19 protein-coding genes and 1 pseudogene are annotated in these 23,274 nt (G+C 60.0%); 5 read left to right on the forward strand and 15 right to left on the reverse strand.

The annotated features are described in order from the left end of the window. Positions 1-6: 6 nt before the first annotated feature. The 5 genes from D8676_RS18525 to D8676_RS18545 are packed head-to-tail and all read left to right on the forward strand — an operon-like array spanning position 7 to position 5,494. Positions 7-1,170, forward strand: coding sequence for a spermidine/putrescine ABC transporter substrate-binding protein (locus tag D8676_RS18525; protein WP_121582577.1), 1,164 nt, complete (start codon positions 7-9; stop codon positions 1,168-1,170). A 50-nt stretch (positions 1,171-1,220) separates the two neighbouring features. Then, positions 1,221-2,069: an ABC transporter permease gene (locus D8676_RS18530; RefSeq protein ID WP_121582578.1), complete on the forward strand. Its 849-nt coding sequence runs from the start codon at positions 1,221-1,223 to the stop codon at positions 2,067-2,069. Continuing rightward, positions 2,069-2,848 (forward strand): ABC transporter permease, encoded by a 780-nt coding sequence (locus D8676_RS18535; protein WP_121582579.1) that lies wholly within the window; start codon positions 2,069-2,071, stop codon positions 2,846-2,848. Before D8676_RS18530 ends, D8676_RS18535 begins: the two co-directional genes overlap by 1 nt. Positions 2,849-2,869: 21 nt before the next feature. Next, complete coding sequence (locus D8676_RS18540) at positions 2,870-3,952, forward strand: ABC transporter ATP-binding protein (protein ID WP_121582580.1); 1,083 nt, start codon at positions 2,870-2,872, stop codon at positions 3,950-3,952. A 21-nt stretch (positions 3,953-3,973) separates the two neighbouring features. Next, complete coding sequence (locus D8676_RS18545; protein ID WP_121582581.1) at positions 3,974-5,494, forward strand: amidohydrolase; 1,521 nt, start codon at positions 3,974-3,976, stop codon at positions 5,492-5,494. A 255-nt stretch (positions 5,495-5,749) separates the two neighbouring features. On the opposite strand, the gene D8676_RS18550 is transcribed toward D8676_RS18545, so the two are convergent. From D8676_RS18550 to D8676_RS18620, 15 genes and pseudogenes are all read right to left on the reverse strand, one after another. Further along, entirely contained in the window at positions 5,750-6,982 is a 1,233-nt protein-coding gene (locus tag D8676_RS18550; protein ID WP_121582582.1) for an MFS transporter, read from the reverse strand. Between the two features lie 233 nt (positions 6,983-7,215). Continuing rightward, a complete protein-coding gene (locus D8676_RS18555; RefSeq protein WP_121582583.1) occupies positions 7,216-8,031 on the reverse strand; it encodes a TetR/AcrR family transcriptional regulator in 816 nt (271 codons plus the stop codon). A gap of 18 nt (positions 8,032-8,049) precedes the next feature. Continuing rightward, positions 8,050-8,877 (reverse strand): alpha/beta fold hydrolase, encoded by an 828-nt coding sequence (locus D8676_RS18560; protein WP_121582584.1) that lies wholly within the window; start codon positions 8,875-8,877, stop codon positions 8,050-8,052. A gap of 66 nt (positions 8,878-8,943) precedes the next feature. Beyond that, entirely contained in the window at positions 8,944-9,327 is a 384-nt protein-coding gene (locus D8676_RS18565) for a RidA family protein (protein WP_121582585.1), read from the reverse strand. Between the two features lie 49 nt (positions 9,328-9,376). Then, positions 9,377-10,378: an ABC transporter permease gene (locus D8676_RS18570; protein ID WP_183097152.1), complete on the reverse strand. Its 1,002-nt coding sequence runs from the start codon at positions 10,376-10,378 to the stop codon at positions 9,377-9,379. Continuing rightward, complete coding sequence (locus D8676_RS18575; RefSeq protein WP_121582587.1) at positions 10,365-11,945, reverse strand: sugar ABC transporter ATP-binding protein; 1,581 nt, start codon at positions 11,943-11,945, stop codon at positions 10,365-10,367. Before D8676_RS18575 ends, D8676_RS18570 begins: the two co-directional genes overlap by 14 nt. Before the next feature lie 86 nt (positions 11,946-12,031). Further along, the gene (locus D8676_RS18580; protein ID WP_121582588.1) at positions 12,032-13,156 is read right to left on the reverse strand and encodes a substrate-binding domain-containing protein; all 1,125 of its coding nucleotides are present in this window, start codon (positions 13,154-13,156) and stop codon (positions 12,032-12,034) included. A gap of 15 nt (positions 13,157-13,171) precedes the next feature. Further along, entirely contained in the window at positions 13,172-13,558 is a 387-nt protein-coding gene (locus D8676_RS18585) for an iron-sulfur cluster assembly protein (protein WP_183097153.1), read from the reverse strand. Between the two features lie 16 nt (positions 13,559-13,574). Further along, the gene (locus D8676_RS18590; protein WP_121582590.1) at positions 13,575-14,645 is read right to left on the reverse strand and encodes an amidohydrolase family protein; all 1,071 of its coding nucleotides are present in this window, start codon (positions 14,643-14,645) and stop codon (positions 13,575-13,577) included. A gap of 234 nt (positions 14,646-14,879) precedes the next feature. Continuing rightward, a pseudogene (locus D8676_RS18595) lies at positions 14,880-15,119 on the reverse strand (hypothetical protein); the annotation flags it as partial. Positions 15,120-15,316: 197 nt separating this feature from the next. Beyond that, positions 15,317-16,363, reverse strand: a complete 1,047-nt coding sequence (locus tag D8676_RS18600) for a putative sulfate exporter family transporter (RefSeq protein ID WP_121582591.1) — start codon at positions 16,361-16,363, stop codon at positions 15,317-15,319. Positions 16,364-16,786: 423 nt separating this feature from the next. Next, positions 16,787-18,229 (reverse strand): aldehyde dehydrogenase family protein, encoded by a 1,443-nt coding sequence (locus D8676_RS18605; protein WP_183097154.1) that lies wholly within the window; start codon positions 18,227-18,229, stop codon positions 16,787-16,789. 177 nt (positions 18,230-18,406) lie between these two features. Further along, positions 18,407-19,354: a TrmB family transcriptional regulator gene (locus D8676_RS18610; protein ID WP_121582593.1), complete on the reverse strand. Its 948-nt coding sequence runs from the start codon at positions 19,352-19,354 to the stop codon at positions 18,407-18,409. A gap of 94 nt (positions 19,355-19,448) precedes the next feature. Continuing rightward, entirely contained in the window at positions 19,449-21,119 is a 1,671-nt protein-coding gene (locus D8676_RS18615; RefSeq protein WP_121582594.1) for a hydantoinase B/oxoprolinase family protein, read from the reverse strand. Beyond that, positions 21,116-23,215, reverse strand: coding sequence for a hydantoinase/oxoprolinase family protein (locus tag D8676_RS18620; RefSeq protein ID WP_121582595.1), 2,100 nt, complete (start codon positions 23,213-23,215; stop codon positions 21,116-21,118). Before D8676_RS18620 ends, D8676_RS18615 begins: the two co-directional genes overlap by 4 nt. Positions 23,216-23,274: the final 59 nt, after the last annotated feature.

Genomic DNA, 23,274 nt, shown 5'->3' on the forward strand with positions numbered 1-23,274 from the left:
AGGCAAATGACGAAGTTCCGAATAAACCAGAAGGGCCTGCTGCGCTCGGATGTCTCGCGCAGAAATTTCATGGGTCTCGCCGGTGGCGCCGCCGCCGGTCTGGCTATGTCATCGCGCGGGGTATGGGCGCAGGAAGCGACGGATGAATTCAAGGGCAAGGAGCTTAACGTCCTGACCTGGCCGGGACACGGCGACCCCTACATGGTCGGCGCGTTCGAGGAGCGCTACGGGGTTCGCGTAAGGGTGAAGGAATATGTCGGCGGCGACCAGCTTCTGGCCGTCATCAACTCGACGCCCCAGGGCGTATACGACGTGATCCTTGCCGACGCGGAAGTGGTCGAGCAACTCGTAGACGCAGACCAGATCGAGCCGCTGAATCCCGCAGACTATCCTTTCGCCGACTTTTTTCCGGAGTTCCAGAAATTCGAGCAGCACTGGAAGGATGACCAGCTTTATGCGGTGATGTTGCGGTTCGGCTATCTGGGGCTTGCCTACAACACCGAGAAGCTCAGCGCAGAGGAAGTGAAGTCCTATAAGATTCTCTGGGACAGCAAGGTGACCGGCAAGGTCGGCTGGTTCGACTGGTACCTTACCAGCCTGCAACCACTGAGCCTCTACAACGGCAACAAGCCTCCCTATGACATCTCGAACGAGGCCTTCGACAAGCTGCGCGAAACGCTGTTCTCGCTGAAGCCGCAGACGGCCGGCTACTTTCAGATGGCGGACCTCTTCTCCTCCTTTGCGAACGGCCAGGCTTGGGTAGTTCCGGGGATCGGCGACTGGGTCGCCCTGCTTCTGGAGGATCAGGGTCGGCCGGTGAAAGCCGTCGTACCGGATGAAGGCGGGCTGCAGTGGACGGAATCGCTATCCATCGCCAAGGGCGCAAAGAACCCAGAGCTCGCCAAGCGCTACATCCAGTATGCGACCTCGCCTGAAGGGCAGGTCAAGACCGCGACGCTCTCCTCCTATGCCGCCGCCATTCCCAACAAGGAGGGCTGGAAGCTGATGGCCAAGGAGAAACCGGAATGGGCCGATCGCCTGCGTCTCAGAGAGGACCAGGAGAACGTCATGGATCAGTACCGCAAGGGCAACATCTTCCCGCGCAAGCTGCCGGTTCAGCAGTCGATCGAGGTCTGGAACGAGACCTGGACAGAATTCAAGAACATGTAGCTCCTGCTGGCCCCGGGTAAACCCGGGGCCTCCCCCACGGAAGGTCCGACATGCGCCGGCTTAATGCTTTCTTCGCGACGATCACGGTGCCGCCCATACTGTGGCAGGTCATATTCTTTCTGGTGCCGCTGATCTTCCTCGTCGTGATGACGTTCTGGTCGGTGCAGAACTACCGTCTCAAGCCCGACTTTACCTTCACCAACTGGCAGAAGGTGCTGGCGGCGGGATATTTCTACGACATCTACCTGCGCACCTTCCTCTATGCCGCGGCGGCCACTGTGATCACCTCGATCGTGGCGTTTCCGGTCTCCCTGTTCCTGGGGCTGAACGCAGGCCCTCGCTTCAGGATCGTCGCCATCTTCCTCCTGATCTGCCCCTTCTTCACCAGCTATCTCGTCCGCACCTATTCGTGGCAGGTGATCATCTCCGACAACGGCATTATCAACACCATGCTCGGGGCCGTCGGGATCGGTCAGGTCGCGATGCTGAACACTTTCGTCGGGACTATGATTGGCTATGCGACGTTCTTCCTGCCGCTCGTGATCCTGCTGCAGTTTGCCAGTATCGCCGCCATCGATCGTGATTTGATTCAGGCTGCGCACAATCTCCGCTGCGGGCGCTTGCGCACGATCTTCGCGGTGGTGGTGCCATCGGCAAAAGTCGGCCTGACGGTCGGCGCCGCGTTCGCCTTCATCCTCGCCTTCGGCGACTTCGTCGCGCCTTCGCTGCTGGGCGGTGGCAGATCGCCGACGCTGAGCATCCTGATCATCGACACGGTGAAGTCCGCGTCCGACTGGCCCCGCGCTTCCGTCGTCGCCATGGCGATGATCGTGACCATGATGGGCGTCATCTTTGCAGCGCTCACCTTCGCCTATCGCAAGCCCGGGGAGACCCACTGATGGAACGCCTCATCCGTGTCGGTCAGGTTTCGTTCGTCTGCCTCGTCTTCTGTTTCATCTACCTGCCGATCGTCTCGCTCATCGCGTTTTCGTTCAACTCGAACCGTTTCCCCAGCCTGCCCTGGACCGGCTTCAGCCTGCACTGGTACAATGAGGTATTCGCCGATCCGAGCATCATCGACGCCTTTGTGCTGAGCATACTGATCGCGGTGTCGGTTTCCGTCACTGCGACGTTGCTTGGCTTCCTCGGCGCGTACATGGACTACCGCTGGCGGTTTACCGGCAAGAACGCGTTGCTCGCGATCATCATCCTTCCGCCGACGATCCCGCTGATCGTGCTCGGTCTCGCCATGCTGAACTTCTTGAAGCAGGTGGGGCTGGCCGCATCGCCACTCGGCATCTTCGTCAGCCACTCGATCCTGTGCATTCCCTTCGCGCTCGCGGTCATCCGCATGCGCCTCGCCGACATGCCGCCCGAACTGGAGCAGGCGGCATGGAACCTCGGCTGCGGGCAGACGCGGACGATCTTCAAGGTCGTCGTGCCTCACTGCCTTCCCGCGATCATCGCCGCGCTGCTGATCACCACGGCGCTTTCGTTCGACGAATTCATGATCGCCTGGTTCGTCTCAGGCGTCGACGTCACCCTTCCGGTGCGCATCCTGACCCTGCTTCAGGGACAGGTCAGCGCATCGATCAATGCGATTGGCTCGATCGTGTTCGCGATCAGCCTGATTCTAATCTCTTCCGCCCTGGCCATCATCGTCTGGTCGCGGAAATAGTTCGAATCCCTGGGAGCCATCATGACATCGACGCCAGCAATAGAGCTCCGGAATATCTCCAAGATATTCAACGGAACAACCGCTGTATCGGATGTAAACCTGTCCATATCGGATGGCGAGTTCATCGCGTTCATCGGTCCGAGCGGGTGCGGCAAGACGACGACGCTGCGCATGATCGCCGGTCTGGAGCAGCCGACTGCCGGCGAGATCGCCAGCTACGGCAAGCGTGTCGACCAGTTGAAGCCTTGGGAACGAGACACGCCGCTCGTCTGGCAGAACTTCGCCTTGTTTCCGTTCATGAGCGTGGCCGAGAACGTCGCCTTCGGCCTCAAGATGATGCGGCTTCCCGAGGCCGAGATAAAGAAGCGCATTGCCGAATGGATGGAGCGCGTCGGCATTTTGCAGTTGCGCGACCGTGCCATCTCACAGCTTTCCGGAGGACAGAAGCAGCGCGTGGCGCTGGCGCGTGCGCTGGTCACCCAGCCCCGCATTCTGCTTCTCGACGAGCCTCTCGGCGCGCTCGACGCCCATCTGCGGATCAAGATGCAGTCGGAGCTGAAGACGCTTCAGCAGGAGACCGGCATCACCTTCATCTATGTCACGCACAACCAGTCCGAGGCTTTGGCGATGGCCAATCTGGTTGCCGTGATGAACGAAGGCAGGATCCAGCAGCTCGGCTCTCCCAACCAGGTCTATCGCGCCCCGTCGAACCGCTTCGTCGCGCAATTCGTCGGCATGAACAATCTGATCGATGGCGAGGTTGCCGCGATTGACGGCGAGCACTGTATGATCCGCGCGGGCAGCAATTCCTTCTCGGTGCCAGCGGCCAACAAACCTTCACCCGGCGACAAGGTGACGTTCATTATCAGCGCCGATCTCGTTGCCATCGAAAGTGCCGAGGCGCCTCAGCGTGAGAACCAGATCGCCGCGACATTCCGTGGCGAGGAATTCATCGGTTCGGTCGTGACGATGTTCTTCGAGACCGAATACGGGGCCGAGTTCAAGGTGCAGCAACAGCAGCGCGCGGTCCAGAAACTCGGATTGAAGTTCGGCGACAGGGTCAACCTGTCATGGACGGCCAACGATTCCTTCATGCTGCTTTAAATACGATACGGGAGGTTCAGGATGATCACGCATATCGCAGGCGCCAATATCATCGCGGTCGACAAGGAGCACGGCACGCGTCCTTTCGTGGGCGACATACTGATCGAGGGGCAGAAAATCGCCCATGTCGGAGCGGCGGTTCCGACACCGGACGGTGCCAAGAAGATCGATGGCCAGAACCGGCTTGTGACGCCAGGCCTCGTCAACGGACACGTCCATTCCTGGGAGGCGATGTTCAAGGGCCGCTTCGACAACATGCCGCTTGAGATCTGGATGCTCTATTCCTATCCGATCGTCGGCAACAAGGCGCTCGATCCGCGCCTGATTTATCTTCGCTCGATGATCGTGGCGATGGAGTCGTTGAAGAACGGCGTGACCTGCCTGGTCGACGACATTATCGAATTGCCGACGCAGGGTATGGAGGCGATCGACGCCGTCTTCGACGCGTATGACGAGGTCGGCATACGGGCCAACGTGTCGGGCAACATCATGGATCGGCCGTTCATCGACACCATTCCGTTCACGCGGGAATACCTGCCCGCGGATCTTATCGAAGAGGTGCTCAAGATCGAGACGGCAACGGTGAAGGGATATCTCGACTTCGCCACGGCGGCGGTCAAGAAGCACCACAATCGCTCCGATCGACTCCGCTACCTCGTCGCGCCCTCGGGACCGCAGCGCTGTACGGACGAGATGCTGAAAGCGACCCACGATTTTGCGCGTGAGATCAAGAGTTCCTATCACATCCACGTGCTGGAAACGAAAGTGCAGGCGGTCACCGGACGCGAGTTCTACGGCAAGACGCTGGTCGAATACATCGATAGCCTCGGCGTCCTCTCCGACCTCACGACCATGGCGCATTCGATCTGGGTGACCGACAGCGATATCGCCAGGATGGCGGAGCGGCAGTCCTCGATCGCCCACAACCCGATCTCGAACCAGAAGCTGGGTGCCGGAATAGCACCGTTCCGCAAGCTCCTGGATGCAGGCGTCAACGTCGCCCTCGGGTCGGACGGCATTTCAAGCAACGACACCAGCCGAATGCTCGACGTCATGCATGTCGCCGGACTGCTGCACAAGGTGACCACGCCAAACTATGACCGCTGGCCCTCCGCGGGCGAGGTCATCCACGCGGCAACCATGGGCGGCGCGCGCAGTGCGCAGCAGCACACCGAGATAGGTTCGCTGGAAAAGGGCAAGCGCGCCGATCTTGTGCTGTTCGACCTCGAGACGTTGAACTTCACGCCTCAGAACAGTCTGGAGAACCATCTCGTCTATTGCGAGAACGGGTCGTCGATCGACAAGGTGTTCGTTAATGGCGAGGTTGTCGTGGACGGCGGCGAACTCACGAAGGTCAACGAGAAGGCGCTGCTGCAAGAGCTGCGCGGCCGCTATGAGGCCTTCAGCGCGCACCACGCCGGTGTCGAAAAGCTGAACCGGCGGTTCGAACCATATTTCAGGAAGATTCACGAGCGCTGCTGCGGGCAGGATATCGGGCTCAACCGCTACAGCGCCACACCTGCCGAGTGGTATATGACGTAGTTTCACGTTGAGGGCGGGAGTTGCGTCTCACAAACGCAACCAGCGTCGTCGTCGCCACCAAAGTCTGCTTTCAGGTAGCTGCGAAACCGATCCTTGCGGCCGACATGGGGGCGCGAACCGGACGTAGCGCCGATGTCGCATAACATCCGATGTGAAACCGGCAGAAGACGGCTCTGGGCGCAAGCGGACTGGCAGCTTCAGGCTCAAATCTTTAGGAGCAAACATCCAATCGACTGCGCGGCAGCCAGTTCCATCTTATTTTTGATATGCCGCAGCGAACCAGAATCCAGCACACAGCACCAGCGATCCGGCGAAGATCGCTGCGAGCACTGCGCCGTAACCACCGCTCGCCTGCCAGATCACGGCAGCGGCCAAGGGTGCCCCCGCCTGCATTAGGTTCATCGGAGCGACGAGCGAGCCGTTCACCGCCCCATAGGCCTCACGCGTGACCATCTCCGGGACGGCAAGTCCACGAACAATCGTGATCATGCCGTTCGCCGCTCCATAGAAAGCTGCGACGAAAGCCATGACGAGCGTCGCCGGGGGCGCGAAGGCGAAGCCTATAATGGCCAGCGGAAAGACGACGACGATTGCCGACCCCAGCTTCCGCACGGGTGCGTCCGACGCGAAGGCCCGGATCATCGCGCGGCCGGCCACCTGTGCGGGGCCGATAACCGCCAGGACCATCACGACCTCCGACGCATCCAGTCCGCGTTCCAGCAACAGTGGATAGAAATGGTAGGTGAGCGACGAGAAGGCAGCCGCATAGGAAATCCAGGCCAGCATGAGGCCCCAGTATGCAGGTTTACGCATCGCGGCCGCGACCGCCGCCCGCCCCCTGAGCGGGGCTGCCTCATCAGGTTCGAGGGTACGAGACGGCACGTCCTTCGCAGGGTCGATGGCAAGGAAGTAGAGGCCACCGCAGACGACAATGTTCACGACTGCCATACCGAGGAGCGCACCGCGCCAGCCTTGAGTGTCGATCAGGAACTGGATCACGGGGATAAAGACGGTACTGGCGAAGCCGCCCCACAACGTCAAGGCCGTGATGCCCTTGCGCGCGCCTTGTGGCCCGACCCGCCGCGCGATAACCGCGAAAGCTGGCTCGTAGAGCGTCGCGGCTTGCATGCAGCCAAGGATGGCGAGCACCGCATAGAAGGTAATGAGACTGGTCACCTGCGACCAGGCAGCCAGCAGCACTCCCGCTACCACCGAGGCACCGGCCATCAGCATGCGGCCGTGGCCCCGGTCGATGGCGGCCCCGACCGGATACGCGGCAAGGCCGGCTAGCAGCAGGCCACAGGTGGCGGCCCCGTAAAGCTCGGTCTTCGACCAGCCGAGGTCGATCCGCATGGCCTCGGCGATCAGTGGGAATCCGTAGAACAGCGTCCCCCACGAACATATCTGCGCTGCCCCGAGGGCACTGATAAATAATGAAATCCCGGGTTCTTGTTCGTTGCCAGACTCGTATGCTTGTCGTTGTGTCATTCGGTGTGCAGCCTTGGCGCCGGCCTCACAGGAGCCGGAGAAAAAGGAAGGGCTTCGGACAACGCAGAACGGTTGTTCGGAGCCATTCCACGGACCGGCTTAGTTGTTGAGGAAATCTCCGATAGTCGCGCCAATCATTCAGCCTGCTCAGCGGGCTGGTTCTCAATGCGGAATGCAGCGGCAGAACGCGTGTTGACCTGTTCACCCTATGCCATGCCCTATGTGCTCGATCGCTATGCCGTCCGCGACAAGGGCCTGGCGGTTGATGGTTTCTTTTGGCGTCGGTCTGCGGCAGCGGATGCACGGCTAGCTCGACAATTGCTTCTCAGGGCTCGTATTCCCGCCGCGGCGAAAGTCACGCCATGTCGAAGAAGTAAATCCGTATTTTTCATGTCTTCATCGCTGTGCGCGAGATCAGACAGCCGTTTAGGCGCGCTTAGCCACATGTAGAACATGCTAAGCATCATGAAGTATGCGCGAAAGGCCATGCTCCTGTCGAATTCTGGTACTATCTCCAGAAATGCACTGACGCCGAGATCCTGAACTTCGTTAAAGTATTTTAAGGCTACCGTTCTTGACCAATCATCGTCGTGATAAGCGCTTCTTATGACAAACTTCGCAAACTCACGACTTGGTTCGTTTTCGCTGGTAACGAGATTTATCCATGGCCTTATAAGGATGCCGATCAGAACCTCGATATCCTTATCCCCCTTGGCGTTCTTCATTTCAAGAAATGAGCGGATGGAGCTGATTCTCATCTGATTCATTTCTTTCATGTGCCGATCGTATACGGCTTCGAAAAGCTGCTCCTTGCTCTCGTAATGATAGTGGATCAACGATTGGCTCACGCCTGCGAGACGGGCTATGTCACGCATCGACGTGCCATCGAACTCCTTGGTCGCGAAAAGGATGGCAGCCTGATCCAGGATCAGATCTTTCCTTTCGGAATCGGCCATGGTGGTGGAAGCTGCTTTTCTTTTCGTTGTTGTCATACGATTTTCAAGGGCTCGCATATCCATCAGTGTCTGAACGCTGCGGCTGTGGGCCATCGCCCCAAGCCGCTGATGCTATGGATGAGCGGCTTTCTCCGACGCCCAACTTCCTAACAAGATGCGCTCCTGCTTCAAAATGAAGTCGTGCACAATTTCATTGAACTCGTCCGAGAATATCTGGGAAGCGACATGCGCGCCATCCTTCATCGTTGCAAGCTCGGCGCCTGGAATTGCATCTGCAATGGCGCGGGAATAGTAGATCGGGGTCAAGTGATCGTTCTCCACGCCGATGACAAGAACAGGTGTCGCGATCCGAGAAAGATCTGCTGTTCGATCGAACTCCAGCAATGCTTGAATTCTGCTATCGACGATGTCCGGATCAAAGCTGTCGCCGTAGACCGTGGTGTCCTCAATGTCGGGCGCATCCCTGATCCACCAACTCGGCTGCAAGAATATGGATCCGCCCCGGACATAGTCGGTGGGCCCTGCCTTCAAGAGGGTACGCCTCACCTCAAAGCAGCGCTTGAAGAATGTATCAGCCTTGGTCCATGTCGCATACATGACTGCTGCCTGAACCCTATTCGGATGCTCCAGGCAAAGGATTTGAGCGATTGCGCCTCCGGTCGAATGGCCGACTACGATAGCGCTATCAATCGCCAGGGCGTCCATGATGCCAATGGTATCGGCCGCCATCTGCTCCAGTGAATACCGGATCTTGGATTTCGTGCTCCGGCCCGTGCCCCGGTGGTCGTGAACGATGACACGGAAAAATTTCGAGAAATACGCGATTTGCGGCTGCCAGTAGGAGCCGACTCCGCCCAAGCCCGCCACGAAGAACAGCGGCGGGCCCTCACCATGCTCTTCGTAGTAAATCTCGCAGTCGTCAAGCTTGAGTATCGGCATCCACGCACCTCATTCCACCCCAGGGACAGGGGTTATTTCCGCCCGCGTTGACGGAAGTCTGCTGGCTTATGTTGATTGAACATGAGCGATAGAGGCTATCTCTATAAGAAACTCCTCGCGCACCAATTGTGAGACAATACAGAACCGGGCCGGCGGATTCGGGAAATACTCGGCATACACCCGGTTCATTTCGCCGTAATGCTTTACATCCGAAATGAAGATCATGTTGTAAGCGATATCGGAGAGGCTTCCGCCGCCAGCTTCGACTACCGACTTGATCTGGTCGAGGATGTATCGCGTCTGCCCGGCTGCATCGCCAGGATGGACAACGGATCCTTGCTGATCTATCGCCAAAGTCCCCGAGACATAGATGGTATTGTCCGCGCGAGCTCCATGCACATAGGGCGCGATCGGCTTGGCTGAGCCGGGGGGAACGATCGGGATAAACATTTGCCTTCCTTCCGCTGAATGGTTTCGTCGGACGTTCGTGAACGTCGGCCTATTTCGTCTTGGCGTTGCGATATCTCGCGCCGATTGTTGCCAGGATGAGCACCGCCCCGGCGAACAGCTGCTGGGTATATGCCGGCGCTCCGAGGATCAGGAGGCCAGTGGTCCCAGTCTCGATCAGGTACACGCCGATCACAGTGCCCACGATGTGAAACTGACGGCGCGCAAGCGTCACCGAACCGAGAAACGCGGCCGCGAAAGTCGGCAGCAGCATGCTGGCTCCAAAAAGAGGAGTTAGAGAGCCCTGCCTTGCTGTGTAGATGACGCCCGCGAGTGCACCGAGCACCGCCGCTATCACGAACGCAGTTATGATCTGACGTTCGACCCTGATACCCGACATGCGGCTTGCTGCGCGATTTCCCCCGGTCGCGTAGATGTGCCGCCCCAATACCGTGTAATGCAGTATCACGATCAAAATCGCCGCGATAAATACGAGATAGAATACGGGAGCCTGTATGCTGCCGATCCGCCAGTCTCCCAAAGCGAGGAAAGGCCCAGTAAAGCCACTGAAGATGACGGAATTGCCTGTTACCCACATCGAAAGGCCATCGAGAAGACTCGAAACACCAATCGTTGCGATGAGGGCTGGCATTTCATAACGCGTGACCAGCACGCCGTTGATCAGGCCGATCAGAATCCCGACCACGATGATCATCGGCAGGACGAGCGCGACGTTCCAGCCCATCTGGGCTATCGTGACCGCAGCCAGAGCGCCAGCGAATGACGCGACCGCGGCAATCGAGAGGTCAAACTCTCCCACGGCCAGAACAACGGTCAGGCCGCAGGCGAGGATAGCCAGAACTGCTCCGTTGTTCAGTATCGACGCCAGATTGTCGATCGTTAGAAAGATGGAAGGTTCGAGAAAGCCAAATAGCAATACAAGTACGGCGAAGAATATCACAGGAGCTAGCGAGCCCCAGTCGATGCTTTTGCGGACCGACACCAGAGAACCGCCAGGAACGTTACCATCAATACGATCGTTAGTGCTTGTCATGTTCACTGACCTGTCTCTCTTCGTCGAGGAGTGAATGGAGGATGCGGTCCTTGGTGATCTCCTCATCCCTAAGAACGGATCTGAATCGCCCATCACGAAGAACGAAAACTCGATCGGAAAGGCCGACCAGTTCCTCGATCTCCGATGAAACGAGAAGAATGCCCACCCCCTGTGAGGTGAGTTCTCTGATCAGGTCGTAGATTTGCGCTTTTGAGCGGATGTCGACACCATGGGTCGGCTCGTCCAGCAAAAGCAGGCGGATCGGTGCGCTGATCCAGCGCGCAAAGATGGCTTTCTGCTGGTTTCCGCCAGAGAGTTGCGTCATCATCGCGTCGACCGACGGCATCTTCACGCCAATCCGCGCCGCATCGTGCGATGCGTACATCCGTTCCTGGCGCAGCTTAAGGATGCCGTGCGAGGAGAAACGCTTGGGCCATGGAAGCGTGATGTTTTTCCAGATCGGCAAGGTATCGACAAAACCGTCGGCGATCCTGTCTTCGGTCACGAAGCCAACGCCCGCGGCCAGCGCGTCGGCAATCGAACGAAAGTGGCATGCCGTGCCGTTCAGCCGGATTTCGCCAGTTTGTGGCGCCCCCGCGCCATAGATCATCTTGAGCAGCCGTGATCGGCCGCTCCCGCCTAATCCAGCGATCCCGACTATCTCTCCCGGGAACAGCTTCAGATTGAGATCGATGAGTTTTCCGTCGCCAAGACCATCTATTTCCAGTGTGGGCACAGTGTCGTCCATGCGCGGCGCCGGATCGTGCCGCACAAACAAATCGCCGAGTTTCGTGCCCACGATGTGGTTGACGAGTTGCTGGTGCGTCAGGTCGGATACGGGCAATGTCGTCACATGCCGACCATCGCGCATTACTGTAACACGATCCGCAACACGAAAGATCTCCTCAAGGCGATGGCTCACGTAAAGAACCGCTATGCCTTGGCTGCGCAGTCGATCGATCTGCCGATGTACCGTCCGCACTTCCAGTTCAGTCAGTGATGCCGTCACTTCATCCAGAACCAACACACTGGGATGACGGCGCAGCGCTCGTGCAACCGCAACGAGTTGACGCTCGGCCGGGCCAAGCTCGTTCAAAGAACGCTTCGGATCGACGTCGACGCCGACTTGCTCAAGACTTTGACGGGCAGCGGCATGCGCTTTTGCCCAATCTATCAAGCCAACTGCGTTGCGACGGAACGGGACTCCGAGCATCAGGTTTTCAGTAATGCTCAAACCCGGCACAAACATCGGAATCTGATGAACAAAGCCGATGCCGCTTTCCAGCGCCGCACCGGGGTGATCGAAGCTGACCGGTGCGCCATCCAGTGTGATCGTTCCAGAATCCGGTTGATGGTCTCCAGCAAGTATACGGATCAACGTGGACTTGCCGGCCCCATTTTCCCCGACGAGCGCATGGATCTCCCCTGGTTGCAGCGAAAAGCTGACATCGTTCACTGCGACAGTGGGCCCGAAGGTCTTCACGATGTTCCGGAAGGCGAGAATCGCTCCCTCGTCGACCACGCCGCCAGGAGCGACTGATCGCTCTCCAAGTTCATTTGCACGCATGGCGCTGGTTCGCTCTTTTAAGACCGCGAGGCTTACCGGTTATTGCTGCCGTGGCGCAGCTGCGCCACGGCAGCAATTGAGAGGCATTACTTCGCTGCGGACCAGATCTCCTTGTATTTCGACTTGAAGTCGAAACCAATGTCATAGCCCTTACCGGCGGGCGGAACGTTGGTGGAGTCTGTCAACTGGATCGGAAAATCCTTGTTCACACCGAGTTCAGCTTTGTTTAGCGCGCGATTGCACTCATCGATGCCGGCCCATGCCACCCATTCCAGGCCCCAGCTGATGGTTGCAGCTTGGGATCCTCCGCTACGGATCGAGTCATAGGCAATCGGCTCTCCATCGAAAGCCAGTCCCTTGATCTCGGTGCGGTCACGTTGCGCAGCAGTCTGCAGGAGCGGAACCAACGCGTCGTCAAAGGGACCGACGATCCACTTGAAGCTGTCCTTGGGGTACTTTGTCAGGATGGCTTGCATCTTGGTGATCTGGCCTGGCGCACCGGCTGCAAGCGAGTAGTCCTCTTCGTGGACGATCGTGGCCAGCCCGCCACCATGCTTCTCAAGGTAGTTCTTGAAACCGGCCAGACGAACGGAAAGCTGGGGAAGCTGGGGCGAGTCGAAGATCACGACGCCGCCCCCGCCGTTGGCGATGACATATGCGCCCAACAATTCCCCGGCTGCGGGGTAGTCGAGCCCGTAGCCGATGTCACCTCCGAACTCCTTTGGATCGTCCGAAAAGCCGGTCACGAATGCAACGCCGCGTTCTTTGCCGCGCTGAATCTGTGCACGGATGTCACGCGCCGGAGATGCAAGCGTGAGCACACAACTGACGCCGCGATTGATCGCGGCGTCCACCGCACGCTGCGCGACGGCCGGATCGCCCTTGTTGTCGATCGGGAAGGCCTCCCAGCCGATGGCCTCAGCCGCTTCCTTCGCGGACTCGAACAGGTACTGACATACGCCGAGCGAAAGCGGACAAGGCATCACCGCTACCGACGCTTTTTCAATTGGCTTGGGCGAGCTTTCCGGGCCTGTCCAAACCACACCACCCTCGTCGAGGGGGGCACGCGACATCTTGCTCTGCCGTGCAGCGTCGACGACCGATTTCGCGAATGTCTCGGGGGCTGCCGTTTGCGCACTGGCTGAGTAGAAGGTTGCGGTAAAGCTCAAAAGAGCGACTGAAAGACCCAACGAATAAACGTTCTTTTTCATTTCATACTTCCCCTTTTATGCTGTTTTTTGTTGACGCAGTTCTTTCATGTGCGCCGTCTGACATGCCCGATATGCAGTCAGCTTGTCCCGGTACTCCTTCGTCATCTGCTGCGGATCCCAGATGTGGCCGTAGTCGATCGAAACGTTGGCGCTTCCGATCCCGGAGAGGTCCTCCAGCTTTTGCTTGGCCGTTATCTGGAAGAAGGCCGACATCATGCAGCCTGGCTCTGTCACGAAGAGGACGACGTCCACTTCAGCGCCATTGGCGGCTTCCCTGATCGAAACGTCGCCCACGAGACCCATGGAAACCAATCCTCCCGGGGCCCCGGAGGCAATGCTGCAAGGATCGATGATGGCTTCGAGCGTCTGCATTACGTTTTCATGCAGTTGATTGGCTGTCATCGTCATTCTCCCGGGCTCAGGCGGCAGCGCGCTTCAGGGTCGAGTACGGCTCCATGAGACGACGTGGCTTGGCGTACTCGCCAGAAGACATGGTCTTATTGATCTGATTGTCGCTGAGACCCAGAAGTCGCGCGGCGTTCAAGCCGAGAATGTTGCGCTTTGCTTCTTCCGTCAGCTCAGGAAAACCGTATCCCTCCACGAGATCCCGCGGCATCTCGATCTTCCAGAACGCCTCTTCATACCAACGGGAGTGGCCGACAAGCCCGCCCATGGCCCAGAGGATGCGGTCTCCGAAGCCGTTCATCATCAGGGTGCCGACGATCTCCAGGAACTTGCGCGGGGACCTGGCCAGTAGTGCGGTGGTTCCTTCGGTGCTTACAGTGATATTCGGATGCCACTGCATCTGGGCCACTGTCTCTTCCATGAACGCCCAACCGCCATGGACAATCTCAAAATTCAGGTCCGGGAAGGCGCGCGCAGCAGCGCCTACTTCAAATGGGAAATACGGTTCGATCGGCACCGGACCCATGACGATGGCCTTGTGGATCGCAACCGTCCGAAGGCCGTGCTTCCGCACCTTCTCGAAGATCGGATAGAGCAGCTTCTCGTCATCGATCGTATAGCTGCGCAGTTCGCCCGAGATCATGTCATGCGGATACAGCTTGATCCCGGAAACCTTATGCTTTTCGACCAGTTCGTCGACGCGATCCAGGGCGTTGGGCTGATGTGGAGACACCCCGCCATAGAGGAATACTCGCCCGGGCCACCGCTCGCGCATCTTCTCGCCCACCCAGAGCGGCGACCCGCCGTCCTTGAAATAGCCGTAGAGCGGCAGCTCGTGATAGATCGTGGCGTCCGTGTGGCTCTCGCCGAAAATCACGTCGCCCGTCAGATCGGGATCACAGATGTCATTGTCGAAGGTTCGCTGATCGAGCACCAGGTCGGGCCGGCCAGGAGGCGCATACTGCGTATGCATCTGATAGACACCCGTCGCGATCCCGTCGGCGTAAGGCTGCCCGATGCGATTGCTTTCTCTGAAATTGTACGCGTGCGCGATTGCGTCAAGGACGAAGACGTCGTTGAGCATTTGAACCTCCCAAGGGCTTGAGGAGACATCAACTCCTCCATTTGCTTCTAATCGAAAAGCTCCCTGTCTGATCGATCGATCAGTATCTGATCCGAACGATTTTATTTTGTCAATGCCTCGAAATGGGCAGGGTGGTCCCTGTTCTTCTCGCGAGCATCAGGATCTGCTTTTCGCCGCACTCAGATGCCAGTTGTCCGGTAGAGCGGCCGCGTGCTGGAAGAACAGCTACTTTGCCTGGAAGAGATAAAGCCCGATCGCCAGCAGCGACCGGGCCAACAATGTCGGCACGCTGCCGCTGGTCAGCGCCCGGTCGTAGATCTGCAGCATATAGATCGAGCCGGTCAGCGCGAGCACGTTGATGACGCCGGAGATCGAAAACAGAAAGACAATGATGCTTCGGAAACCGCGCGTCAGATCCTTTGCCGTCCGCCGCTGCGACCCGGCACTCCTGCCAGCACCCTTGCTACTGCACATGGAACCCACCCCATTGCCCTTAAAAGGGGCCGACGCCCGGGTGCCCCTCCCCGGCGTCGGCTCTGGCGGGCCGGCCGTCACGACCGGTCCGCCTGTTCAGATCACAGGTCGAAATCGCAGAGACCGGTTAGCCGAGGACTGCTCGGTTCACCACTCAGTCCGGCACCTGTCTGGTCTTACTTCGCGAGAGCATGCCGCTATGGATACGTGGGTGCCGCCACCCAGATGGCCATCGCCAGGACCGCCACGAGTGAAATGAAAAGCGACGACAGCGCGGCAAGCAGCAGCGGCCGCAGGCCCTGCTCCCGGATCGCGCCGAACCGTGTACCCAGCCCCAGGGCACCGAGAGCGCAGGTCAGTATCACCGGCGTGATCGACACCAGCGAATCCCGGGCGCCTTGCGGCACGATTCCCGCGGTATTCGCCAACATCAACAATATGAAAGCCGCGACAAACAGCGGAAGCATCTGACTTGCGTTGATCGGCGTGTCGGCTGCCGAGCGTCTCCGCACCGCCATCGATGCGACAACGACAAGGAGCGGCGCCAGTAGCAAAACACGGGTCAGCTTCACGATGACCGCAAATGCGCCGGCCTCGTCACCATACTGATAGGCGGTGGCGACGACCTGAGCGACCTCGTGAACCGACAGGCCTGTCCAGAATCCGAAGGACGTGGCGGTCAGGTCGAGGAGCGACGCAACTACAGGGTAGCAAACGATCGCGAGTGTCCCGAACAGCGTGACGCAGGCGATTGCGTAGGAGACTTCCTCGTCGGTTGCATGTTCGATCGCGTTTGTCGCCGCGATCGCGGATGCACCGCAGATCGACGTTCCAGCGGCCAGCAGTCGGCCCAAACGAGGGTTCACACCGAGCAACCTCGCTGCCGCGACGGTGAATCCATAGGTCGCAGCCACGACCAGGGCGATAAGTACGACACCTGTAGTTCCGACATCCATGACCTGCGTCAATGTCAGCTGCAGGCCCAACAGCGCCACGGCGACCCGGAGCAGTCTCTTGCTGAGCAGTGCGATCCCCGGCAACGCCGGGCTCGGAACCGTCGTGAAGTTGGCAAAAGCCATTCCGATCAAAATGGCCGAGAACATCGGGCTCAGCGCCGAGAACCCGGGCACCTGTCGCAAGCCATAGGCGGCGGCGGTCACAATGAGGACAAGAGTGACGCCGGGCAGAAAATGCTCAATTCGAGTGTGGAATGCTGCATTTGGCGAAGGTGTCTGCGTACTCACTTACCTGCCTGTCTTAGGGACGTCTTGCGTTAAACTTTCGTCAGCATCCAATGGCCGAGCGAGCCCCGCAGATCGAGCGTGTCTCGTACTCGCGCACCACGGAGCAATACCGCGCGGTCGCAGCCTGATGTGGCCGGCTACGCGCGACCGAGCATCAGCCCTTCCCGGCGCTCAACAGCCTCGCGACTGCCGGCGCCAGCATCATCTTGAAGAGCTCGGCGGGAATGAATGGGATGAGGCCGAATTCCAGACTGTTGTCCCAGCCGAAAAGAAATGCCAGCCAGAGGCTTCGGGTGCATGCACAATCTGAGCCGAGTTCAGCATATCAAGAATTCCTCTACGCGCTCCGTTTCAGCCCAGGCTCGGAGCGGCCATTTGGGTGACCGCTGGGGTCCCACCCGCGTTCACTGGTGATTTGTCGAACTATCGAGCATCCGGAAATACAAGGATCCGTTCCTGGGTCATTGCCATTATGGTGTCGCGCGGGCTCTCGCGCCCGTACCCGCTGTTGCGCAGCCCGCCGTAGGGAATCTGGTCAGGACGGAAAGTGGACGTGCCGTTCACGATGATGGCGGCGCACGGCACTTCGCGCACGGCGCGGAACGCAACATCGTGGCGCCCCGTGAATATCCCGCAGTTCAGCCCGAGGCCGGTATCCCTGATCCACTGGAACACCGAGCCGATGTCTTCATAAGGCCTGATCACCACGACCGGACCGAAAACCTCGTCACAAACCACCTTCATCTCGGGTGTTGTGGCGGTAACGACCGTAGGTTCTATGACGTTGCCGCGCCGCCCTCCCCCCAAAAGGATCTTCGCGCCGCCGGCCTTCGCCTCCGCCAGCCAGGATTCGATCCGGCTTGCGGCGGCTTCGTCGATGACCGGGCCGACGTCCGTCGCCGTATCTCGCGGATCGCCCGAAGTCAGCGCCCGCACCTTTTCAAGGAAGAGACCGGTGAAAGCGTCGAGCGCATCCTTGTGGACGAAGAGGTTTTGCAGCGAGGCGCAGCTTTGTCCTGCGAGCCTGAATCCGGAGTTCGCACACAGGGCAGCAACCAATTGGACGTCGGCATCCTCATGGACGATCGTAGGCCCCACGCCGCCCAATTCGAGGATGGTCCCGCGCATTCCGGCTGCAGCCTTGATCGCGAGACCCGCCCGCGACGAGCCAGTGAATGAAAGAAAGTCGACGCGGTGGTCACGCACGAGCGCGGCGCCCAGCGCCCCGTCGCCATGGAGAAGCGCGATCGCGTCCGCCGGAAGCCCCGCATCGAGACACGCCTCGACCACCAGCGAGAGGGTATAGGCCGCCTGCGGCGGCGCCTTGACGACGATAGAATTACCGGCCGCGAAGGCGGGTCCGATCTTGTGGCAGGCCAGGTTGACGGGCGCGTTGAACGGAACGATGCCGGCGACGACACCTACCGGATAGCGAAGGCCAAACGCCACCTTGTCGCTGCCGGCCGGGCTGCCGGCGATCGGCAGGTGCCGACCCTCGATGCGGATTGCTTCTTCCGCGCAGAACCGAAATACGTCGGTAGCGCGCGCAAGCTCCTGGCGGCTATCACGAATGGTCTTTCCCGTCTCGCGGGTCAGCGCCATCGAAATGAGCTCCGCACGCTCCTTCAGCAGCACGGCCGCCCGGTGGAGAATGGCGGAACGTTCCATCGCGGGCATCGCAGCCACGCGCGCGGCTCCGGCAACAACCCCGTCCAGGGCGCGGTCCAGATCCTCAGCGCCGCAATCGTGCACCTGGGACACCACGGCATTTTCGAAAGGTTCGCGCAGTGCCCGCCTGTCCGTCTTGGCGGTCCATTCCGCAGCGAAGAAGCTCCGCGCCTCATAGGTCTCACCGATCGATGACACTGCACCCTCCGACATCCGCTTCAAGCCGAGCAAAAGGTGGATATCATTATGTAGCTGCTTCCGCAACTACTTCTATTACCAGTCGCTCCTGGTGACCTCGCTGCACGCGCGAACTCTCACGCTGCCACCTTGGGCAGGCAGTCCCGGACTTGGAACAAATGGAATCAGGAAAGAAGCTCAGCGAGCCTTGGCCCGGACCTTGGTTTCCTTGCCTAGCAACCCAAGATCGCGAAGTCTTTCGCGCATCTGTGCGGCCTGCGGTCCTGAGAACAGCGATTCGCGAATCTGGACGAGATAAGGACCGAAGGCGCCCTCGATCTCCTTGCCAAATCGACTGTAGATCTCGGCGAGATAGATGTCGTGGCGTATGATTGTTTCCGCCATCGTCACGACAGGTTCGCTGCGGGTATGGGCGCCCAGATAGTCGTCCTTCATCCGGGCCGTTATCGCCTCGGTGTAATCTATCGTCAGCGTGAAGATGTTGTCGGCGGATCCTATCCGGATACCGTTCCCTTCATGCAGATAGACCCGCGCGCCATTGCCGAAGCTGAATCGCTCGACATCAGTGCCGAACAGGATGATCACGATGCGAACGCCGCGATCGTGGGCCGCCTTCAGCCGGTCGCGATGAGCCTCCAGAATATGGTCCGCCGCCTTGATCCAGATATGCTTCTGCGCGCGATCCAGCATGTCGCCGATGCGGATGTTTACGAGGTCTTCGCCCTTGATGGTCCAGACGACTTCCTGCTGTTGTTCCGTCTCGACTTTCTCCAGAAGTGTTGCGAGGCGTTCACAGCGATTGGAGGTCTTCTTCACGATGCTCCCGAGCAGCTCGGCGGGTGGCACCGGAACAAATCGGGCGGGTCGCTCGCCGACCGGCTGAACGGCGCCTTTCTTCATGAGGTTCTCCAGCGCACCGTACACATTGGCGCGCGGGATCCCCATCGTCTTGCTCACGTCGTAGGCTGTCGCGGGAGATGAGGTCAGAAGTCCGAGATAACTTCTCGCCTCATAGTCCGAGAAGCCCAGCCCCTGAAGCTCCGATACGATATCGCTGGTTGCTATGGGGTCGGGCTTCTGCGTCGGCAGACGCTTTGCTTCAGACGTCTTCGTGGCTCCGCTCAACAGCTCTCCTCCCGGATCACGGGATAGGGTCCGACCCGTAACGGGAAGTCCCTATCATATCGGTGATAGGATGCGAAGCCGGGCATGGCCGGCGTCACGGACTCTCTAGGCCGTAGATGGTCGCAGCGGCTTCGCTTGATATTCTGCCTTCGCGCAGATCGTCCTCGACGGCCTCTCGCCGCCGCTGCTTCGGATCGCCGAAGCCGCCGCTGCCCGAGCATTCATAGCGGAGGACATCGCCCTTTTTGAGGGCGTAGACACCTTTCGAGTGCATCACTACCGGCTCATCCGAATGGGGGTTCAGGACGCTCCGGCCGACCGGTCCGTCAAGCCCGCCCTCGAGACCGTAGGAGCCATGGCTATGTCGGTCGCTGAGGTTCGAAACCTCCGCGTGCTCCGCCAGAATTCGGACCTCTTTGTAAAGGCTCAGTCCGCCTCGGTACTCACCGGCGCCACCACTGTCGCGCAGGAAGCCGAAAGCTTCCACGAGGATCGGACAGGCTGCCTCCTGCATTTCGACCGGGATATTCTCCAGCGAGAACACCGGTGACAGTGCGCTTGTGCCGTCAGCGCCGGAGCGGGCGCCGACCCCACCGACCAGATAGTCGTAGAACACGAACCTCTGACCGTTGCGGGGGTCGATGCCGTTGATGATCGGATTCGCCCATTGTCCACTGCCGGCAGTGATCCTCTCAGGGACGATCTGCGCGAGCGCGCCGAAGATCAGCTCGGGGATACGCTGGTTGAGCATGGCTCGGCCCCCGGCTGCCGCCGGAGGCGACGGATTGAAGAAATTGCTGTCCGGCACGACGAGGGTGACCGGGCGCAGCTGGCCATGGTTCTGGGGGATATCGTTGCGCGTGGTGATGGCTTTCGTCGCCCAGTAGCAATAGGCCCGCGTGAAGTTGATCGGGCTATTGATCGCCGATGCGGTCTGGGGATCGGAATCGGAGAAATCGAATATGATCTCCGAGCCTCGGACCCTGACTGTAACCGCGAGCTTTACCGGTCTCGTCCCGGGGCCGACGTCGTCGAGCCAGTCCTCGTAGCTGTAGTCGCCGTCCGGGATCTCGCTGAGAGACTCGCGTACCGCCCTTTCGGACTGGTCGAGAATTCGCCTGGCCGCGGCAGTCAGTCGTTCCACGCCATATGTCGCGAAAAGCGACGAGAGCGCCCGGCCACCGGCATGGAGCGCATTGCGAAGCGCCTTCAGGTCGCCGATCACCTTCGACGGCACGCGCACATTGGCTTCGATGATACGCGTGATTTCCGGAACCGGCACGCCCGCGTTGTAGAATTTGACTGGCGGGAAACAGATGCCTTCCTGAAAACGCTCGGTTACCCCCTCGACCGCCTGGCTGCCGGCCTTGATGCCGCCTACGTCGACCATGTGGGCTGATGCGACGACGAAGCCGACGATTTGGCTCTGCAGGAACACCGGGCTCATGCAGTAGAAGTCCGGCAGGTGACCCGATCCCATGTAGAGATCGTTCATGATGATGATGTCGCCGGATTTCAGCGTCTCCCGGGGATAGCTCTTGAGCATGTTCCCGATGGCAAAGGGCATCGCCCCGAGATGGCCGGGGCTGAGGTCTGCCTGGCTCAACATCTGCCCTTCGGCGTCGAAGACGGCTACGGAAAAGTCGCCACCCTCGCGGACGGCTTCAGAGTAGGCAGTGCGCCGAACCGTTACGCCCATCTCCTCGGCGATGGAGACCAGCCGTCCCCAGATCACCGAAACCGTCAGGGAGTCGATCTCGCTCATTGTGCGGCCTTTCCGATTTCGACGATGATGGCACCACGCTCATCGATGCGTCCGATATCCCCGGGCAGAAGCACCGTGGTCGTATCGCGCTCCTCTATGACGCATGGGCCGATGGCACGGTCGTCGCCGCTCATGGCATGGCGATCATAGACGTTGATCTGGGTCTCGCCGGTTTCTCCAAAATACGCCGTGCGGCGCCCCTTCAGCGCCCGGCCGCCTTCACTCCGCTCGACGCTGAGCCGTTCTTCGATATCCTGACCGACGCTCTCCAACGCGATCCGCCAGGTCGTCGCCTCGAGCGGAAGATCCTCGGCATAGCCGTAGACGTTGCTGTAGAGCCTGGCGAAGGCATCGCGTAGTTTCGCGCCGAGCCCTTCGTCCCAGACAGACGGCAGTTCGACCTCCAGTTCGTAACCCTGGCCGCTGTAGCGCAGGCCGACGAAGTGGTGGGCGCTCAGCCGCGGATCATCCGGCTCGCAGCCCATCATCGCAGCGGCCTGGCGGCGCAACTCTTCGAATATCTGGCGAGCAACCTTTTCGACGCAACCGCCATCGAGCAGGATCTTCCTCGTCCGGGCGAGCTCGGTCTTCTCGACCGAGGAAAGCAACCCGAGCGCCGATCCGACACCGGCGCCGGCGGGCACGATCATGTTCTTCACTCCGAGCCCGCGTGCGAGACGGGCCGCATGAACCGGTCCCGCGCCCCCGAAGCAGATCATCGCGTAGTCGCGGGGATCCAGACCCTTGTCGATCGAAATGAGGCGGGTCGCCCGTTCCATGTTCAAGCAGACGAGCTGGTGGACGCCCCAAGCTGTTTGCAAAGCGTCAAGTCCCAGCGGCTCGCCCAATCGGGCGAGAGCCTTGACCGCACCGTCACGATCGAGCCGTATCGCGCCGCCCGCAAAGGACGCCGGGTCGAGATAGCCCAGGACGAGCGCGGCATCCGTGACGGTCGGCTCCGTTCCGCCGCGCGCATAGCAGACCGGCCCGGGTTCAGAGGCGGCACTGCGCGGCCCTACCTGCAGGGCGCCGGCGAGCAACTGTGCGATGCTGCCGCCACCGGAACCGATCTCGATCAGGTCGACAGCGAGCGTATCGAGCGGCAGCCCGCTGCCGTCGCGCATCTCGAGCCTGTCGATCTCGAAGCTGCGGCTGATCGTCGGACGCCCATTGGTGACGATCGACGCCTTTGCCGTGGTTCCGCCCATGTCGAACGAGATGACGTTCTCGAAACCGGACATGCTGCTGCGGCGTGCAGCCATGGTGACGCCGGCCGTAGGTCCGGACTCGACGCTGCGGACGGGCAGCGCAGCGGCCCGCTCACTGGACGTCAGCCCCCCGCTCGACTGCATGATCCACAGCGGCGCCTCGATGGAGCGCTCCTGGAGCGCGGCGCCCAGCCTGGAGAGATAGTCGCGGAAGATGGGCGTGAGATAGGCATTCGTCACCGCGGTGTTGAACCGTGCATATTCCTTGGCCAGCTGCGAAACTTCGCTGGACAGGGTGACGTAGATCTCCGGCGCTTCCTGCGCGAACAACTCCTTCATCTGCTCTTCGTGAAGCGGATTCGCGTAGGAGTGCAGGAAACCGACCGCCACCGCACGCGCCCCCGATGCCCGTATCTCGGAAACGATCCGGCGCGCCTCCTTAGCATCCAGCGGCCGCAGGACCTCGCCCGAAGCCATGACGCGCTCGTTGACTTCCCAGACGCGCGAGCGCGGCACCAGCGGCTCCGGCTTTCTCATGCGCGTGTCGTAGATGCTGTAGCGGACGGCTTTCTGGATCTGCAGTACATCGCCAAAGCCCTTCGTCGTGAGGAACGCGACCGGGGCGCCCAGCCGCTCGATCACGACGTTCGACCCGAGCGTCGTCGCATGGCGGATCTCGTGAACGAGGTCGGGCGATATGCCGGCGAGCTCGAGCAGTTCGGACACACCGCTGACGAAGCCTTCAACCGGATTGCGCGGCGTGGTCAACCGCTTGTGCGTCACGACGACGCCCTCACCGTCGATGAGCGCGAGATCCGTAAAGGTCCCGCCAATGTCGATCGCGATCCGTTGGGCGAACCTCGATCCTGTTGCCGTCGTGCCAGTCATGAAGTGCTATCCTATTGCGCAGTATCTTCGGCAGCGGCTTTCACCATTGCCGTGCATCC

Source organism: Mesorhizobium sp. YM1C-6-2, assembly GCF_003666685.1.
GTDB lineage: Bacteria > Pseudomonadota > Alphaproteobacteria > Rhizobiales > Rhizobiaceae > Mesorhizobium_K.

What these genes read in the sequence shown, in the direction of transcription:
- D8676_RS18525 (WP_121582577.1), top strand. Translation starts at nt 7, where the DNA reads ATGACGAAGTTCCGAATAAACCAGAAGGGCCTGCTGCGCTCGGATGTC.
- D8676_RS18530 (WP_121582578.1), top strand. Translation starts at nt 1,221, where the DNA reads ATGCGCCGGCTTAATGCTTTCTTCGCGACGATCACGGTGCCGCCCATA.
- D8676_RS18535 (WP_121582579.1), top strand. Translation starts at nt 2,069, where the DNA reads ATGGAACGCCTCATCCGTGTCGGTCAGGTTTCGTTCGTCTGCCTCGTC.
- D8676_RS18540 (WP_121582580.1), top strand. Translation starts at nt 2,870, where the DNA reads ATGACATCGACGCCAGCAATAGAGCTCCGGAATATCTCCAAGATATTC.
- D8676_RS18545 (WP_121582581.1), top strand. Translation starts at nt 3,974, where the DNA reads ATGATCACGCATATCGCAGGCGCCAATATCATCGCGGTCGACAAGGAG.
- D8676_RS18550 (WP_121582582.1), bottom strand. Translation starts at nt 6,982, where the DNA reads ATGACACAACGACAAGCATACGAGTCTGGCAACGAACAAGAACCCGGG.
- D8676_RS18555 (WP_121582583.1), bottom strand. Translation starts at nt 8,031, where the DNA reads ATGGCCCACAGCCGCAGCGTTCAGACACTGATGGATATGCGAGCCCTT.
- D8676_RS18560 (WP_121582584.1), bottom strand. Translation starts at nt 8,877, where the DNA reads ATGCCGATACTCAAGCTTGACGACTGCGAGATTTACTACGAAGAGCAT.
- D8676_RS18565 (WP_121582585.1), bottom strand. Translation starts at nt 9,327, where the DNA reads ATGTTTATCCCGATCGTTCCCCCCGGCTCAGCCAAGCCGATCGCGCCC.
- D8676_RS18570 (WP_183097152.1), bottom strand. Translation starts at nt 10,378, where the DNA reads ATGACAAGCACTAACGATCGTATTGATGGTAACGTTCCTGGCGGTTCT.
- D8676_RS18575 (WP_121582587.1), bottom strand. Translation starts at nt 11,945, where the DNA reads ATGCGTGCAAATGAACTTGGAGAGCGATCAGTCGCTCCTGGCGGCGTG.
- D8676_RS18580 (WP_121582588.1), bottom strand. Translation starts at nt 13,156, where the DNA reads ATGAAAAAGAACGTTTATTCGTTGGGTCTTTCAGTCGCTCTTTTGAGC.
- D8676_RS18585 (WP_183097153.1), bottom strand. Translation starts at nt 13,558, where the DNA reads ATGACAGCCAATCAACTGCATGAAAACGTAATGCAGACGCTCGAAGCC.
- D8676_RS18590 (WP_121582590.1), bottom strand. Translation starts at nt 14,645, where the DNA reads ATGCTCAACGACGTCTTCGTCCTTGACGCAATCGCGCACGCGTACAAT.
- D8676_RS18615 (WP_121582594.1), bottom strand. Translation starts at nt 21,119, where the DNA reads ATGAGCGAGATCGACTCCCTGACGGTTTCGGTGATCTGGGGACGGCTG.
- D8676_RS18620 (WP_121582595.1), bottom strand. Translation starts at nt 23,215, where the DNA reads ATGACTGGCACGACGGCAACAGGATCGAGGTTCGCCCAACGGATCGCG.